This is a genomic window from Burkholderia sp. MSMB1826 (assembly GCF_001526325.1).
Classification (GTDB): Bacteria; Pseudomonadota; Gammaproteobacteria; order Burkholderiales; family Burkholderiaceae; genus Burkholderia.
Genome location: NZ_LOYN01000057.1, coordinates 140556 through 156794 on the forward strand (window position 1 = coordinate 140556; position 16239 = coordinate 156794).

18 protein-coding genes are annotated in these 16239 nt (G+C 66.6%); 13 read left to right on the plus strand and 5 right to left on the minus strand.

Going from position 1 to position 16239, the window contains the following annotated elements:
• Position 1 precedes the first annotated feature (1 nt).
• From WS95_RS30820 to WS95_RS30835, 4 genes are all read left to right on the plus strand, one after another.
• On the plus strand, positions 2-1306 hold the full coding sequence (locus WS95_RS30820; RefSeq protein ID WP_059827860.1) for an MFS transporter: 1305 nt from the start codon (positions 2-4) through the stop codon (positions 1304-1306).
• A 1-nt stretch (position 1307) separates the two neighbouring features.
• Positions 1308-2429: a 2,3-butanediol dehydrogenase gene (locus tag WS95_RS30825; RefSeq protein WP_059827862.1), complete on the plus strand. Its 1122-nt coding sequence runs from the start codon at positions 1308-1310 to the stop codon at positions 2427-2429.
• On the plus strand, positions 2407-3129 hold the full coding sequence (locus WS95_RS30830; RefSeq protein WP_034205785.1) for an SDR family NAD(P)-dependent oxidoreductase: 723 nt from the start codon (positions 2407-2409) through the stop codon (positions 3127-3129). The genes WS95_RS30825 and WS95_RS30830 overlap by 23 nt, the downstream gene beginning before the upstream one ends.
• A 170-nt stretch (positions 3130-3299) precedes the next feature.
• A complete protein-coding gene (locus WS95_RS30835) occupies positions 3300-4391 on the plus strand; it encodes a porin (protein ID WP_059827864.1) in 1092 nt (363 codons plus the stop codon).
• A 158-nt stretch (positions 4392-4549) separates the two neighbouring features.
• Here the strand turns inward: WS95_RS30835 and WS95_RS30840 are convergent, their stop codons facing one another.
• The gene (locus tag WS95_RS30840; protein ID WP_059827866.1) at positions 4550-5680 is read right to left on the minus strand and encodes an alpha/beta fold hydrolase; all 1131 of its coding nucleotides are present in this window, start codon (positions 5678-5680) and stop codon (positions 4550-4552) included.
• Between the two features lie 255 nt (positions 5681-5935).
• Here WS95_RS30840 and WS95_RS30845 point away from each other — a divergent pair, with 255 nt between their 5' ends.
• The 3 genes from WS95_RS30845 (at position 5936) to WS95_RS30855 (ending at position 8177) form a co-directional block, all read left to right on the plus strand.
• On the plus strand, positions 5936-6517 hold the full coding sequence (locus WS95_RS30845) for a TetR/AcrR family transcriptional regulator (RefSeq protein ID WP_059827869.1): 582 nt from the start codon (positions 5936-5938) through the stop codon (positions 6515-6517).
• Positions 6518-6657: 140 nt separating this feature from the next.
• A complete protein-coding gene (locus tag WS95_RS30850; protein ID WP_059827905.1) occupies positions 6658-7179 on the plus strand; it encodes a DUF2867 domain-containing protein in 522 nt (173 codons plus the stop codon).
• Between the two features lie 173 nt (positions 7180-7352).
• Positions 7353-8177, plus strand: coding sequence for a hypothetical protein (locus tag WS95_RS30855; protein WP_059827871.1), 825 nt, complete (start codon positions 7353-7355; stop codon positions 8175-8177).
• A gap of 67 nt (positions 8178-8244) precedes the next feature.
• Here WS95_RS30855 and WS95_RS30860 read toward each other — a convergent pair whose 3' ends face one another.
• From WS95_RS30860 to WS95_RS30870, 3 genes are all read right to left on the minus strand, one after another.
• On the minus strand, positions 8245-8607 hold the full coding sequence (locus tag WS95_RS30860; protein WP_156444617.1) for a hypothetical protein: 363 nt from the start codon (positions 8605-8607) through the stop codon (positions 8245-8247).
• 100 nt (positions 8608-8707) lie between these two features.
• Positions 8708-9733: an alpha/beta hydrolase gene (locus WS95_RS30865; RefSeq protein ID WP_059827876.1), complete on the minus strand. Its 1026-nt coding sequence runs from the start codon at positions 9731-9733 to the stop codon at positions 8708-8710.
• 62 nt (positions 9734-9795) lie between these two features.
• Positions 9796-10707, minus strand: a complete 912-nt coding sequence (locus WS95_RS30870) for a DMT family transporter (protein ID WP_059827877.1) — start codon at positions 10705-10707, stop codon at positions 9796-9798.
• A 258-nt stretch (positions 10708-10965) separates the two neighbouring features.
• On the opposite strand from WS95_RS30870, the gene WS95_RS30875 reads away from it, so the two are divergent.
• From WS95_RS30875 to WS95_RS30890, 4 genes are all read left to right on the plus strand, one after another.
• Positions 10966-11922, plus strand: coding sequence for a LysR family transcriptional regulator (locus WS95_RS30875; protein ID WP_059827879.1), 957 nt, complete (start codon positions 10966-10968; stop codon positions 11920-11922).
• Between the two features lie 385 nt (positions 11923-12307).
• Positions 12308-13018 carry a PadR family transcriptional regulator gene (locus WS95_RS30880; RefSeq protein ID WP_059827881.1) on the plus strand — a complete coding sequence of 237 codons (711 nt, stop codon included), beginning with the start codon at positions 12308-12310 and terminating at the stop codon, positions 13016-13018.
• A 38-nt stretch (positions 13019-13056) separates the two neighbouring features.
• Entirely contained in the window at positions 13057-13878 is an 822-nt protein-coding gene (locus WS95_RS30885) for a siderophore-interacting protein (RefSeq protein WP_059827883.1), read from the plus strand.
• 154 nt (positions 13879-14032) lie between these two features.
• A complete protein-coding gene (locus tag WS95_RS30890; RefSeq protein WP_034205794.1) occupies positions 14033-14266 on the plus strand; it encodes a hypothetical protein in 234 nt (77 codons plus the stop codon).
• Between the two features lie 24 nt (positions 14267-14290).
• On the opposite strand, the gene WS95_RS30895 is transcribed toward WS95_RS30890, so the two are convergent.
• Positions 14291-14872 (minus strand): undecaprenyl-diphosphatase, encoded by a 582-nt coding sequence (locus WS95_RS30895; protein ID WP_059786264.1) that lies wholly within the window; start codon positions 14870-14872, stop codon positions 14291-14293.
• Positions 14873-15305: 433 nt separating this feature from the next.
• On the opposite strand from WS95_RS30895, the gene WS95_RS30900 reads away from it, so the two are divergent.
• Both WS95_RS30900 and WS95_RS30905 read left to right on the plus strand, forming a co-directional pair.
• Positions 15306-16046, plus strand: a complete 741-nt coding sequence (locus tag WS95_RS30900) for an acetoacetate decarboxylase (RefSeq protein WP_006485181.1) — start codon at positions 15306-15308, stop codon at positions 16044-16046.
• Between the two features lie 51 nt (positions 16047-16097).
• Positions 16098-16239, plus strand: a 142-nt coding sequence (locus WS95_RS30905) for an SDR family NAD(P)-dependent oxidoreductase (protein WP_131932263.1), incomplete at its 3' end; no start/stop codon positions are given.

Genomic DNA, 16239 nt, shown 5'->3' on the forward strand with positions numbered 1-16239 from the left:
GATGATTTCCCCGTCCTCCTCCCGCCCCGCATGGACGTACGAGAACAGGCTGCTGCTGATCCTGTTCATGACGTTCGGCTTCGTGTTCTTCGACCGCCTCGCGCTGTCGTTCCTGTTTCCGTTCATGTCGGCCGAGCTGCACCTGACGAACACGCAGCTCGGCATGGTGTCGTCCGCGCTGGCGCTCACGTGGGCGCTGTCGGGCGCCGTCACCGGCGCATGGTCCGACGCGCGCGGCACGCGCAAGCCGCTGCTGATCGCGGCCGTGCTCGGCTTTTCCGTGTGCTCGGCGCTGTCGGGCCTCGTCGGCGGCTTCACGAGCCTGATCGCGTTTCGCGCGCTGATGGGCATCGCCGAAGGCCCCGTGCTGCCGCTGTCGCAATCGCTGATGGTCGAGAGTTCGACGCCGAGCCGCCGCGGGCTGAACATGGGCCTGCTGCAAGGCTCGGCCGCCGGCCTGCTCGGCGCGATGATCGGCCCGCCGGTCGTGATCGGCATCGCCACCGCATACGGCTGGCGCGAGGCGTTCTACGTGTCGTGCATTCCCGGCTTCCTGATCGCGTTCTGCATCTGGCGCTGGGTGCGCGAAGTACCGCCCGGCGGCGTGCGCCACGCGCAGGCCGATATCGCCGCGGCACCGGCCGCCGCCGGCGCGACGGTCAGCCGCTGGGCGCTGCTGAAGGAACGCAACATCCTGCTGTGCGTGCTGATCAGTTGCTTCTTCCTCACGTGGTTCGTCGTGATCATCTCGTTCGCGCCGGTGTTCCTCGTGGAAAGCCGCTACCTGTCGCCGTCCGACATGGGCGTCGTGATGACCTGCCTCGGCGCCGCGTGGGTGTTCTGGGGCTTCGCGGTGCCGGCGATCTCCGACCGGATCGGCCGCAAGCCGACGATGATCGTATTCGCGCTGATCGCGGCCGCGTGCCCGGTCGTGCTGATCCACGTCGGCTCGGTCTGGGCGCTCGGCGCGCTCGTGTTCGTCACGTACACGGGCCTCGGCTGCTTCACGCTGTTCATGGCGACGATCCCCGCCGAAACCGTGCCACCGCACGCGATCGCGAGCGCGCTCGGGCTGATCATGGGCGCCGGCGAGCTGATCGGCGGCTTCGTCGCGCCGACCGTCGCCGGCTTCGCGGCGGACCGGTACGGCCTGCAGTTCGCGATGTGGACGTCGACCGCCGGCGCGGTCCTCGCGTGCGTGCTGTCGTTCGGCCTCGTCGAAACCGCGCCGGCCGTACTGCGCAAGCGCGCGCTCGCAGGCGCCGCCGCCGGCCGCCTCGATGCGCGGAACCTCGGAGGACGCTGACATGCGCGCACTTCAATGGCATGGCCCGCGCGACGTCCGTCTCGTGGAAATCGACACGCCGCATGTCGGCCCCGGCGACGTGCGCATCGCGGTCGCGTATTGCGGCATCTGCGGCAGCGACCTGCACGAATATGCGGACGGCCCGCACGCGATTCCGGTCGACGCGCCGCATCCGCTGTCGCGCCGCACCGCGCCGCTGACGCTCGGCCACGAGTTCTGCGGCACCGTCGTCGAGATCGGCGAAGGCGTGACGACGGTGCGCACGGGCGACCGCGTCGCGGTCGAGCCCGAGTATCGCTGCAGTCAGTGCGCGTACTGCCGCTCGGGGTCGTACAACCTGTGCGAGTCGATGGGCTTCGCCGGGCTGATGGGCGACGGCGGGATGGCCGACTTCGCGGTCGTGCCGGCCTACATGCTGCATCGCCTGCCCGATGGCGTGAGCCTCGAACAGGCCGCGGTGATGGAACCGGCCGCCGTGGCGCTGCACGCGCTGCGGCGCGGCGAGCTGCGCCTCGGCGAGACCTGCGCGGTGTTCGGGCTCGGGCCGATCGGCCTGCTGCTGATCATGCTCACGAAGCTGCAGGGCGCGACGACGATCGTCGCCGTCGACGTGTCGCCCGAACGGCTCGCGGCCGCCACGCGCTTCGGTGCGACGCATGCGTTCGACGCACGCGGGCTCGATGCGTCCGCGTTGCAGGACGCGATTCGCGCGGCCACGGGCGGGCTCGGCGTCGATACGAGTTTCGAAGCGGCCGGATTGCAGGCCACGTTCGAATCGGCGACGCGGGCACTGCGCAAGGGCGGCCGCGTCGTGATGGTCGGCCTGATGCCGCACGCGGGTTTCGACGCGTTTCGCGCGGTCAACGACGAGCTGACCTTCACCGCGAGCGTCGGCTATCGGCATGCATACGAAGACCTCCTGCGCATCGTCGCGTCGGGCGCGCTCGACCTCACGTCGATCGTCACCCGCACCGTCTCGCTCGAGAATGCCGTCGCCGACGGCTTCGACGCACTGCTCGCCGACCGCACGCAGATCAAGATTCTCGTTTCACCCGCGCAGCGGCCGGCCCGTCGCGCCTCCACCATCGGGAGTATCGAGCATGAATCGTCAGTGGGCGTTTGACGGGCAATCGGTCGTCGTGACGGGCGGCACCTCGGGCATCGGCGCGCGCACCGCGCTGCGCTTCGCCCAGGCCGGCGCATCGGTCGTCGCGCTGGGGCTCGACGCGGCCGGCCCGCATGCGCCCGTGCATGCCGGCATCCGCTGCGTCGAACTCGACGTGGCCGACGGCGCCGCCCTGACGCGCACGATCGCCGCGCTGCCGCTGCTCGACGTGCTCGTCAACGGCGTCGGCATCAGCCGCCACGCGGACGAGTACCGGATGGACCAGTTCGAGCACGTGCTGAACGTGAACCTGACGTCGGTCATGCGCGCATCCGACGCCGCGCGGCCCGCGCTGGCGGCGAACGGCGGCAGCATCGTCAATGTCGCGTCGATGTACACGTACTTCGGCAGCAAGGACCGGCCCGCGTACAGCGCGAGCAAGGGCGGCATCGCGCAACTCACGCGCTCGCTCGCGCAAGCGTGGGCCGATCGCGGCATCCGCGTGAACGCGGTCGCACCGGGCTGGATCGACACGCCGCTCAGCAGCGCTCTGATGGCCGACACGCAGGCGTCGCGCCGCATCCTCGAGCGCACGCCGCTCGGGCGCTGGGGCACGGCCGACGAAGTCGCGGAAGTCATCCTGTTCCTGTGCTCGCCCGGCGCGTCGTTCGTCACCGGCGCGATCGTACCGGTGGACGGCGGGTATTCGACGGTCTAGCACGCCGAGCACGGCGCATCGGCGGATCGACGCGACCTGCCGATGCGCATTGCGCGGCGCTCTTCGACTGTCGACGAGCCGGGTCGCCCGGCTCGGGTTTCTTCATATCAATCAGTAGTCCGACTAAAAAATATCCGGCTCGATCGGACCCTGTGAGGAGCACTTTGGAGATGACGAAAAAGACCTTTCTGGCACTCGCGGCCTGCACGCTTCCGGCCGCCGCGCTCGCCCAGAGCAGCGTGACGATGTTCGGGCTGATGGATGCCGGCATCAGCTACGTCGGCAATCAAGGCGGCCACGGCAGCGCAAAATTCGACGACAACATCTTCTTTCCGAACCTGCTCGGCTTCGAAGGCAAGGAGGATCTCGGCGCAGGCACGCGTGCGATCTTCCGGCTCGTCAACCAGTATTCGCTCGGCAACGGCTCGATCATCGGCGGCGGGATGTTCGCGCGCACGGCTTATGTAGGATTGCAGAACGACCGTTACGGCACGCTGACACTCGGCAACCAGTACGAGTTCATGGTCGATTCGCTGGCTGCTGGCGGCAACGAGATCGCGCAGGATCTCGTCGGTCTGTACGGCTTTCGCAACGGGCCGTTCGACCGGCTCGCGCTGCCGAACAACCCGACCGGCGCATTCGACTGGGACCGCGTCGCCGGCAGCAATCGCGTCGCGAATTCGGTCAAGTACACGAGCCCGTCGCTGTCGGGCCTGACCTTCGGCGCGCTGTACGGCTTCGGCAACGTCGCGGGATCGATCGGCGCGAACAACACGGTCAGTGCGGGCGTCAGCTACGACAACGGGCCGTTCGGCGCGGGCGCTGCCTATACGAACCAGAAATACGGCGCGGCCGACGGCCTGCCGCCCACCAGCGTGCGCAACTGGGGCGCGGGTGTGCACTACACGGTCGGCACGGTCACGGGGAAGGCGCTCTTCACGACCGTGCACAACGCGCAGAACGGCGCGGGCGCGTGGTCGGCGGAAGCCGGCGCCACCTGGCGGCCATCGCCGGTATGGGTGATCGGCGCGAGCTACACGTACATGAAAGGCAACGATACGCTCGACAACGCGCACGCGCATCAGTTGCTCGCTGCCGTGCAGTACTGGCTGTCCAAGCGCACGATGGTGTACGTCGCGGGCGTGCATCAACGCGCAAGCCGCGGCAGCCACGCGCAGATCAACGGCGTGATGGACGCGGACGGCGCGTCGAGCGGCGCGTTGCAGTCGATCGCGCGGATCGGATTCAGTACGCGGTTCTGATCCGGCGCGGGCCGCCGGCGTTCCGGCCTCCGCGCGGCAGACGACGAACGCGCGCCGCCGGTTCGGCCGCTGCGTTCGTCCGTCGTCCTTCACGTTTCACTCGGCGTTCGAAGGCCGCGGGGCCGGAAGCCGATGCCATGACGGCCGCCGCTCCCGAACTAATCGCCGGCACGCTCCGCCGCGCCGACCTCCTTGGCGAAGGCGAGCAGCAACTCGCCGAGCCGACCCGGTTGCTCCTGCTGAATCCAGTGCCCGGCGCCGTCGATCAGCTCGATGCGATTCATTCTCGTCGTCGCCTTCGTCCTCATCAGGTCGAGCGCGCCCGGCGCCGAATAGGTACCCCAATCGCTCTTTCCGCCAATAAAGAGCGACGGGACATCGATGGTCTTGCCCGAAAACAGGCGCAACTCGGCGTTCAGATCAGGATCGGAAAAGACCCGATAAGCCTGCAGGGCGCCTTGAAATCCCGTGCGGCCGTACTCCGCCGTGTACACCGCGAGTTCCGGCTCGGTGAGCCACTTGCAGGCCCGGACGTCGGCGGCGGACGGCTGGAATGGCGCGACGGTCTGGGGCATCGTCTTGCCGAGATCCATCACGTAATAGGTGGGCATCCGTGCAAGCTCCGTGGCGGTCCGCGCCTTCAGCGGATACGGCTTGTTTCCCGGCCAGTCCGCACTCTTGACATGGAAGAACGCACGAAGAAAGGCGTGCAAGCCTTGAGGCGGGTGCCACATGTCGTCGTTCGCCTGCCGTGTGCTCAAGTATTGCTGGTAATACTCCCTCGGCGGGTCGAGCGATGCCAGCGCGGCCGCCAACTTCTGGTTCTCGGTGTTCGGATGAGCCGACGGTGCGTCGCTTTGCGCGGTGTCGAACGGAAAGGCCGGCGGCCCGGGAAACGGTGCGCTCATCAGCACGACCGACGGAAAGACGTCCGGTCGCGCCAGCGCGCAATAGGCCGCAACCGGCGAGCCGAGGTCGTGCCCGACGAGCATCGTCGTGCGCCGATATCCCAACGCCGAAACCAGTCCAAGGGCATCGCGCGTCATATTCAGGAGACCGAATGGCTCCAGAGGGGCGTCATAGTCGTTCACCCAGCCGGTGGTGCGCCCGAAACCCCGCTGGTCGGGCGCAACGACGTGATACCCGGCGTCAGCCAGGATCGGGAGAAGGTGCCGCCAACCGTAAGCCAGATCCGGAAAGCCGTGCAGAAGCAACGCGAGCGGCCGGCCGGGACTTTCGTAGCCGGCCTCGAGAATATGGACATCGAGGCCGTTGACCCCGTGGATCATGCGTGAGCGAACCCCGCCGGGAAGCGTTCCTTCGCCATATGTCGACGTGCCCAAATCAGTTCCTCCCTGAGGGGTTGCGCGGGCCGGTCGAAGTAACGCCGCAACCAGGCCGGCCGCGCCCATCGCCAGCACCGCTCGTCGGGATGCCGATGGCTGGATTGCATAACGGGACATCGCTCATCTCCGATCTATGGTGATCACCATACTATGGCGATCACCATAGCCACGTCAAGCGGAACGTGGTAGCTTGTCGGCATGACACGCAAGACTGACGCGCGCGCTCGCGCCATTGCCACGGCCGAGCGACTATTCCGCATCCAGGGCTACACCGCGACCGGCTTGACCCAGATACTCGAAGAAAGCGGCGCGCCTAAAGGGTCGTTCTACTTTCATTTCCCACGGGGCAAGGCGCAACTCGCGGAAGAAGCCATCGACAACTATGTTGCGAAGCGAATGGCTGTCTTACGGGATATCTCGGGGAGTACGGCGGGCGATGCGCTGGATTTCGTTCATCGACTTTTCAGCGCGTTCGCGGCCGAAATGGTCGCCTCCGATTTCCAGTATGGATGTCTGATGCAGAATCTCGCGAATGAGCTGCCCGCGCTCGACGCCGAGCTGACCCAACGCGTGGCGCGCGGATTTGCCGAATCGACCGCGATTATTGCGGCGCATTTCAGGGGGTGCGGTTTCGCTCCCGCGCGCGCGTCCTCTGCCGCAGCCGCATTGGTGGCCGCCCTCGAAGGCGCACGGACGATCGCCCGCCTGGAACGCACGCCGGCTGTATTCGAAGCGCTGGCAGAGGTCAGCGCCCAAAGGTGGGCTACCCCCGACGAGTGATCCGGTCCGACGCTCATTGCCGGACCGCCACGATCGGTTTGCTTCGGCTCGAGCAGGAACGCTTCGCGCTCATTCTCCCGACTGCGTCCATTCGGGTCCCGCCGAGGCAGCCGGACAACTTGAGTGCATGGAGAATGGGCATGCAGAAGCAACCGAAAAAGGCCGAGCAGGTCGGCCCGCCAGCGACCTCGAGGCTGAGCCGGTCGTACGGCACCGCCGATTTTGTCGACGCATTTTCGGTGGAGTTGCCGGCGACGGCCTGCAACGACGCTGAGTCTCTCGCTCGATCCATCTTTGCAGGACAACCCCAATGGATCGCCATGCTGCAGGGAGTTCGCGACATGGCCGTCCGGCCCTTCGGCCTTAAAACGACGATCGACCTGAAAGCCGCGAAGGACGATCGGCTCAGTATTTTCCGCGTGTTCGAACGGCACGAAGACGAGATCATTCTGGGCGAGGACGACGCCCATCTCGATTTCCGCGTGTCGGTTCTCGTGCAGCCTGCCGCCGAGGATCGGCCCCGGCAACTGATACTCACTACGCTCGTCTTCTACAATCGTCTGCTGGGCCGCGCCTATCTCGGCGTGATCGCGCCTTTCCATCGCCTCGTCGTGCGAGCCTCGCTCGACCAGGCACAGAAGCTCGGATGGCCCGGCCGGTAGCGGCGAGAACGACGCATCGCTGTCCGTTTCCACCGGATCGTCACACGCTCGCCGCCGCCGCCGGCACGCGCCCGTGCCCGATACCCATGTGCGTGGCCGCCATTCGCCATCGTACGAAAGCATCGGCAATACCAGTCAGGAAAAAACGCCTTTCAGCCGAGCGCCAGGACTTCATGAACACCGTCGACCATACGATCGCCGCCAGGGACGCGCATCCGCACGGAGATGCAGGCGTTTGGGCAGACGTACCGCTGAAGCGCATGGCGGGGGCAAACTGGCGCGCGTGGCTGCTGGCGCTGTCGATCGTCGCCGGTTGCGCCCCCGTGTCAGCGAGCAGTGCGGACATGCAATTCAGCGGACCCGACATCCCGCTGGAGCGGGCGATCGAGGCTGACGATCCCGCCGCCGTCGCGATCGCGATCGCCGGCGGGGCGTCGGTCAATGCGCGCGGCGCCCGCAACGTCACGCCGCTCGAATTCGCCGTCGCCACCCATCGCAAGAAGGCCGCCGCGGCGCTGATCGCGCACCATGCCGATCCGAACCTGCGCGATGCCGACGGGGACAGCGCGGTTTCGCTCGCGGTCAACGCCTATCGGCGCGATCCGTCGCTGCTCGCGATGGTGCTCGATGGCGGCGGCAATCCCAATGCGGTGCGCCCGGATGGCGATCCGGTGATCGTACGTTTCCTCAACGATCGCAACCTCGACGCGATCACCTATCTGCACGCGCGCGGCGCCGATATCGATGCAGAGGTCGACGGACAGCCGATGGTGGTGGATGCTGCGTGGGGAGCGGACTGGGATGTCGTATGGCGGTTGATCGAGCTCGGCGCCCGTACCGATACGCCCAAGGCAGCGGCCGGCTTGGTCGAGACATTCAGGATCCCGGGCGCCACCTTGCCGGACAGCCCGGTCTACCCTTTCAAGGTGAAGGTATGGGTGCATCTGAAGGCTCAGGGCCTCGATCCCGTGCCGCCGGCGGGGATGGAGCGTCCATGACGGTCGATGAACGGCCATCTCGGCGCGTGTCCGCGTGGGCGCAGAGCACGTCGATATCCCCAGTCCGCTACATCAAGTCGATGGCGGCAGAATCGCCCGGGGCAGCGATCACCTCGAGCTGCCATTCGGCGGAGGGCCTGGCGATGCGGCCGGAGCGGTCGAGCCCCTCCATCAGCGCCCACCAGTTCGGATCGTCCTGCCCGAACTCGACGCACGTGCCGTCGTCGAAGCGCAGCATCAGGACAACGATGTCGCCCACGAAGATGTCGCGCAGTTCGGCCCGCGCGCCGACGAGCACAGCGAAGGACAGCCGCTTTTCCGTGCCGTTCGCGAAAACCAGCCGCACACCATCGGTCTCGATATACCTCGCTGGCTCATGGCGGCGAGCGAAGCGGGTCAATCGTGCGTTGATGCGATCAATCCAGCCCATCTTCGGATCCACATGTCGCTGACGATACCTGACGCCGCCGTCGCGGCCGGCGCTCATTCCGGCATTTTACGGTTCGCGGTCCGAGCGATGTCTCGCTGCATCAAAGGTTTTTGCTTCGAAGCCAGGCGCGAAGCGCTTCGATGTGCCGGGCCTTGCATTCCAGCGGCAACCAATGCCCGGCCGGCATCGTCGTCACGGTCAGGTCCGCGCATGCCGCACGCATGGGGTCGCCCTGGCGATTTCCGGTGATGCTGCAAATCTGATCGAATTCGCCGTTGACGAACAGTACCGGCTGCAACAGACGGCCGCCATCCGGCGCGCTGCGTGCGTAAGCGATGTTGGCCTCATCGTTCAGATACCACGCGCAGGCGGGACGGAAGCCATGCGTATCGAACGACGCGACCAGCGCTTCAAAGTCCGCCGGCGGCCACAGAGCCGGATCGGGGCGAGTCGGCGGCGCACGATGCGCGGCACCGAACCGCCCTCCGTTGCGCGTGACGACCGCATTCGGCGACACCTTGCCGATCCCGTCAGGGTCGCCCGGTCGAAAAATCGACGCCAGCGATGCTGTCCGGTCCGCATCCAGGTCGGCTACCGCCGCGTCGAAATGCGTCGTGTAGTAGCGGTAGTAGTCCCACTGGCCATCGGGATACGCGTCGGCAGGATAAATCGTCCGGTCGATCAGCGGAACGACCGTGCTCAGCGCGTGCCCGTCGGGTTGATAGGCCAGCGACGTCAGCACGACGCCACGGCTGCGCTCGCGCTCATGTGCGGACAACTCGGCGGCCACGACGCTACCCCAATCGTGCCCCACCCAGATCGCAGGCTCGCCGCCGAGATGATCGTGGAGTTCGGTCATGTCCTTCACAACGGCCTCGATGGTATAGGCGTCGTGGGCTTCAGGCGCAAAAGAGCCGCCGTAGCCGCGCAGATCCGGCGCAACGCAGTGCCAGCCGTCGGCGGCAAAGGCCTCCATCTGGGCGCGCCACATCAAGCTCAAGCTCGGCCAGCCATGCAGAAAAAATATCGGCGGTCCCTCGGCCGGCCCGCTCTCGAGATAGTGCGTCGGCCGACCCGTCACGTCGAGCGTGCGCGATACCAGCGAGTGTCGAGATGTCTCCGTCATGATCCGAAGCTCCGGTTGGTTTCAGAGGGTTGCCGAGGGTGAAAGGGCCACCGTTCGCCGGGCTACTTGCGATCGATCATCAGCGCCACACCCACCAACGCGATGCCGCCGGCCATCAGCTTCACGCGCGTCAATGGCTCGTGCAGCAAAAGCGCCGAGAGACCCAGCGCGATCACCGGCGCCGCATAGTTGAAGGTGTTGGCGAGCGTCGTCGAGACCCGGGCGTTGAGCGTCAGGAACACGGCGTAACCGATCAGCGTGCTCGCCACGACGAGAAACGCGAGTGCAGCCCATGCCGCCGGCGATACGCGCGCAAGATGCGTCGTCGCAGCGATCCCCGACACCGCGACGATCGCGCCGAGCACCGCACCGGCCGATATCAGCTGTATCGCCAGGCCGATGACGGGATCGCGAGGCAACGCCAGTCGCGGCGCGAGCAGCGATCCGGCTGCCCACGCGGCCGTCCCGGCAAGCGCAAGTGCGGCGCCCATCGGGCGGAAGTCGCCGCCGGTGGCAGAGGTCCAGCCCATCAGCGCGAGACCGGCAAAGCCGATGGCGACCCCGGCGACCTGACGGCCTCTCAGCGGCCGATGAAACACCGCCCATGCGAACAACGCCAGAAAGAGCGGCGAAGACGAACCGAATACCGCGGCCACCCCTGCCGGCAGAAAATGCGTGCCCCAGATCGCGAGCGCCTGACTGGCCACCAGCATGATGACGCCGATCGACGCCGCCCCACCCGACTCGCGGACCGACGCAGGCGAACGGCGCCAGCGAGCCAGCGCGAAAGGCGCAACGACCAGCGCCGCAAGCGAGAAGCGCAATGTCGCCACCATCAGCGGATGCAACGCGTTCCCGGCGACCTTGAAAGCCAGGAAATTGGCGCCGTTGTAAAACCATTGATAGCCGACGGCGAGCGCGACCCAGCCGCGGCGGGCGCTCCAACCGGCATGGGTCGTGGTTGCCGCCGTCACGGGCTACCCTTCCGCCCGCCGAGTGCGGCGATCGTCACCTCCTTGCTGCGGAGGCACAGGCTCCTGAAATGCTCGATATAAGGGGCTGCCATGGGGCTGTTTCTGTCGATGACCTCGTATGCGATTGCTTCAATGCTAGCGAGCGCTTCGTTATCCCGATAATGTGGAGTTTCTATCGCCGTTATCCGCTTATTGAATAACCGCGTTACGCCTGCTTTACTTCTGCAATGGATCGAGCCGGAACTCACGGAGGCGCCAGTGGACTCCCGTCTTATCGAGTACTTCTTGCGTGTGGCCGAACTCGGCAGTATCAACAAGGCCGCCATCGACTTGCGGCTCTCCCAGCCGGCGCTGTCGCGCCACATCGCGCTGCTCGAGCATCAACTTCGCGCGAAGCTCTTTACGCGAACGCGCGGCGGCGTTCAGCCGACCGAGGCCGGCATGCTGCTGGCGGAGCGAGCAAGACCCATTCTTCGTCAGTTGACCTCCCTGGTCGAGCAGGTCGGCGACCGCGCCGCGGGCCAGTTGGCGATAGGCGTCGCACCGTCCTGGCGCAATCTCTTCACAACGAATTTCGTGGCGCGGTTGGTCGCCGACTATCCGCGCGTGAGGCTTCGTGTTCACGAGGGCGTGAGTCACGAGCTGCGCGATGTCATGCATTCCGGCATGCTGGATCTCGCTATCGTCCCGTTCGAAGCGTCGCCGCCGCAGGGCTATGTCCATACACCCCTCGTTCGGGAACCCCTCGTTCTCGTGAGCGCCAAGGACGCCGGCTTGAGGCCCGACAAGGCGGTGCCGCTGTCGCGTCTCGGCGATCGCAAACTCGCGCTGGCGGGAAAACAGAACGTCATCCGCTCGACCATCGAGCACGCGATGGTCCGTCGCAACTTCGAGCTCGACATCCTGTTCGAACTCGACGCGATGCATCTCTCGATGGAACTCGCCCGGCGAGGTATCGCCGACACCGTCACGCCATGTTGCGCGGTCAGCGGCAATGCGTTCTGGGAAGATTCGATCTCGTGGAGTCCGATCCGGGGCGCGTACATCACCTGGGCGCTCTGTGAAAATACGGCGCGCTCGCATTCGCAAGCGGTGCTCGAGGGGAAACGGATGATCGTCGGGATGGTCGACGAAATCGTCGACAGCCGAACCTGGCGCGGGGCCGAGCGCCTGAACGCGAATATCGATCCGCTGTTCGTGAAAAGGGGCGGTTGAATCCGCAAGCACGCTGCCGGCACGTGGGAGCAGCATCCACGCGAAGCCGCGGATCGCTCCGTACCACGCACATGGCCATCGTATCGAGCCCGTGTCGTCCGTTTGCAAGCGTTCGAGGCGCGCGCCTCGACGCTACCGGTACGTCGCCAAGCCCGGCGCGTTAGGCAGATCGCCGGCTCCTTCTTACCCATGCGCCTGCATCGCGGTATAGCGCGTGGCCGTAACCGGCTTCGAATCGACTTCGGATTCCGGTTTGGGGATTGAGGCCCTACAACCCGCCAATCGGCACCGCCCCGCACTCCCATCCCACCCCAATAATTCCCCTTGACGCCCTATCTTTCGATATATATCTTTAGATATGTTTTACGACATATAGGACACGATCATGCGACACAACCACTTCCGCGGCCATGCCCGATGCGACGGTCATGGTGCGCATGCCCGCCCCGACTGGTTCGCCGGTCTCTGGTACGCGATCGGCCGCCACCGTCGCGGCCACGATGCGTTCGGTGGCGGCCCGTTCGGCGGCCGGGGCGGGCGCGGCGGCTTTGGCGATTTCGGCGACGACGGCATGCCGCGCGGCCGCCAGTTCAGCTCCGACGATCTCCAGCTGCTGCTGCTCGCGCTGGTGGCCGAACAGCCGAGCCACGGCTACGAACTGATCAAGGCGCTCGACACGCGCTCGAACGGTTTTTACAGCCCGAGCCCCGGCATGGTGTATCCGGCGCTCACGTATCTCGAGGAAGTCGGCTTCGTCGCGTCGCAAGCGGAAGGCAACCGCAAGCGCTATGCGCTGACCGACGCAGGCCGCGCGCATCTCGACGCGCAGCGCGAGCGCGTCGACACGCTGTTCGCGCGCCTCACGCACCTCGCTCGCAAGATGGAGTTCATGCGCCGCGCGTTCGCCGGCGAATCGGCGGGCAGCGAAGCGCAGGACGAGTCGCAGGCAGGCTGGCTGCCGGAATTCGTCGAGGCGCGTCTCGCCCTCAAGCGCGCGCTGCTGCACAAGAGCGCCGCCGATGCCGACGAACAGCGCCGCATCGCGGCCATCATGCGCCGCGCGACGGCCGAAATCGAGGGCGGCACCGGCGCGTGATCCGCGCCGCCGCCCCACCACTCAAGGAGAACGGATCGATGCAGAACACGTCCGAGCGCACCGTCACCCGCGTGCGCCACCCCCTCAAGTTCCGCCTGCTGCAGGTGCTGCGCGTGCATACCGTGACGCCGCATCTGCTGCGCGTCACGCTCGGCGGCCCCGACCTCGCCGATTTCGAATCCGCGTCGTTCGACGATCACGTGAAGGTCTTTTTCCCGCCGCCGGGCGCGGAGCGGCCCGCGCTGCCGACGCTCGGCGCGAACGGCCCCGAGTTTCCGGAAGGCGAACCCAAGCCGGTCGCGCGCGACTTCACGCCGCGCCGCTTCGACCGCGCCGCCCGCGAACTCGATCTGGAATTCGTGTTGAACCATCCGGGCCCTGCCTCGCAATGGGCCGCACAGGCGCGCGTCGGCCAATGGCTCGGCATCGGCGGCCCGCGCGGTTCGTTCGTCGTCCCGACCGATTTCGACTGGCATCTGCTGATCGGCGACGATACGGCGCTGCCGGCCGTCGCGCGGCGTCTCGAGGAATTGCCGGCCGGTGCGCGCGCGGCGGTCGTGCTGGAAGTCGCGGATCGCACCGCGCAGATCTCGTTCGATACGCGCGCCGACGTGCACGAAATCTGGCGCTTTCGCGCCGAAGCCGACGCGGCGAACGGCGACGCGCTGCTCAATGCCGTGCGCGACCTGCCGCTGCCGTCGTCCGGCGACGGCTACGTCTGGGCGGCCGGCGAAGCACTGTCGATGCGCGCGGTGCGTCAGCACCTGACCGGCGAACGCGGCGTCGACAAGTCGCGCATCCGCGCGGCGGCCTACTGGAAGCGCGGCGCGGCGGCCGTGCACGAAACGCTGGAAGACTGACCGGAAGATGCGCGCCCGCTTGCCGGGCGGCTGAAACAATCGTGGCGCCGGCGCAGCGGCGGGCTTGGCATCGGCATCGCGGCTGGTATATATCTACGTCTGCGACGCCGCTGTCGGGCGACAGCCGCCGCAGCCCGCCCAGGAGCGCCCGGTCATGACAAAAGAAAGCCACGCTTCGCCTTTCCTTCGCCACCTGAAGATCGCCGGTTATTGCGGCCTCGCCGCAGTCGTTCTCGCGCTGTTCGTCGCGATGTGCGCGATCCTGACGGAAAGCGCCCGCGACCGCGATGCCGCGCGGCATCCGGCCGATACGCCCGAACTGCACGACGCGGGCGGCGGCCCGTCCGCCTCGGCCGAATCGGCCCGCACAGCCGGCTCGTCCGGCTGACCGCGTCCTGCCGCTTTCTTTCGCTTACGGCGCCTGCCGGCGCCCCATCACGGCCGCGTACACCAAATCGCCGAGCCGTTCGAGCAGCGCGGTCACGCGTTGCCCGTACAGGTGCGCGGCCAGCGCGCCCGCCGTGCCGACCAGCACGCCGCCCGCCATGTCGAACGGCCAGTGCACGCCCGCATAGATGCGCCCCCATGCGATCGCGACGGCCATCGCGGCCATCACGAAACCGGTGACCCGCGTCGTGCCGCCGAGCAGCAGCCCGACCGCCATGCTCCACGCGAACGTCATGTGATCGCTCGGAAACGAGCTGTCCGGCGCGTGCGGAATCAGCTGCGTGCCGACGCCGGCCATGAACGGGCGCGGCGAGAACCACACATGCCCGAGCAGCTGCGCGAGCGCGAGCGCCACGCACACGCCCACGCCGGCTTCGATCGCCTGACGCCGCGCGGGACGCGCGCCGACGATCCAGGTCAGCAGCAGCATCGCGGGCAGCGCATAGACGAGCCAGTCGGCGGCGAAGATCGCGAGGCGGGCAACGCCCGGGTGCGGCGCACCCCCGGCATTGATGGCGGAAAAGAGGGCGAGATTGAGGTTCTGCATGAATCCGGTTGCGTGGCGCGTAAAAGATCGGCCGGTTGCCCGGCCGGAGGCGAACGAATGCTAGGGCGTGGCCGCTTAAGCGATGCTTAACGTGGCAGCCGCTCGAACCAAGGCCGAGCGGCGAACGCACTTAGAGCCTGCACCGCAACACAAGTTCACACAATTGTCATACTGCCGCGCGAACGTCCCCGTAAAAGCTCACCACGCCTCCCGTAAAGGCTCACCTTTTTCACATGATGGCGTCATCGACACGTGCCACCATCGCCCGGCCGGCGTGCCATCGGGCCGTTTGCATCGTTCATCTCAATATTTACGCGTCGAATTATTCGAAATCGGCAACAATTAATTCCAGATGCGGCATCGCACAACGGCAACGCACAGGCATACGATTACGACCACTCATCCACGAAGCGATCAACAACAAGGAGTCCGCATGAAACCCAGCGATGTCCGATCGAAAGCGTTTGCGATGCCGTTGACCAGCCCTGCGTTCCCGATGGGCCCGTACCGTTTCGTCGATCGTGAGTTTCTGATCATCACGTACCGCACCGATCCGGACCGCCTCCGCGAAATCGTCCCCGAGCCGCTGCAGGTCACCGAGCCGCTCGTGCATTACGAATTCATCCGCATGGCCGATTCGACCGGCTTCGGCGATTACACCGAAAGCGGCCAGGTGATCCCCGTCGAATACAACGGCCAGGCGGGCGGCTATACGCTGGCGATGTATCTCGACGATCACCCGCCGATCGCCGGCGGCCGCGAGCTGTGGGGCTTCCCGAAGAAGCTCGCGTCGCCCACGCTGCACGTGAACACCGATCACATCCTGGGCACGCTCGACTACGGCAAGGTGCGCGTCGCAACCGGCACGATGGGCTACAAGCACAAGGAGCTCGACATCGACGAGCAGACGAAGCGGCTCGCCGGCCCCAATTTCCTGCTGAAGATCATTCCGCACGTCGATGGCACCGCGCGCGTCTGCGAACTGGTGCGCTACTACATGCAGGACATCAAGATGAAGGGCGCGTGGACGGGCCCCGCATCGCTCGAGCTGGCGCCGCACGCGCTCGCGCCGGTGGCCGATCTGCCCGTGCTCGAGATCGTCGAAGCACGCCACCTCGTCGCGGATTTGACGCTGGGCCTCGGCGAAGTCGTCTACGATTACCTGGCCCAGTAACACGGCCGTAGTCCTTCTCCCTGTCAATCCTTTCACCACGGGAATTCGAACATGAGCAACCTGAATGGCAAGACCGCCGTCGTCACGGGCGCCGCGAGCGGCATCGGCAAGGAAATCGCGCTGGAGCTGGCCAAGGCAGGCGCGGCCGTCGCGATCGCCGACCTGAACCAGGACGGCGCGAACGCGGTCGCCG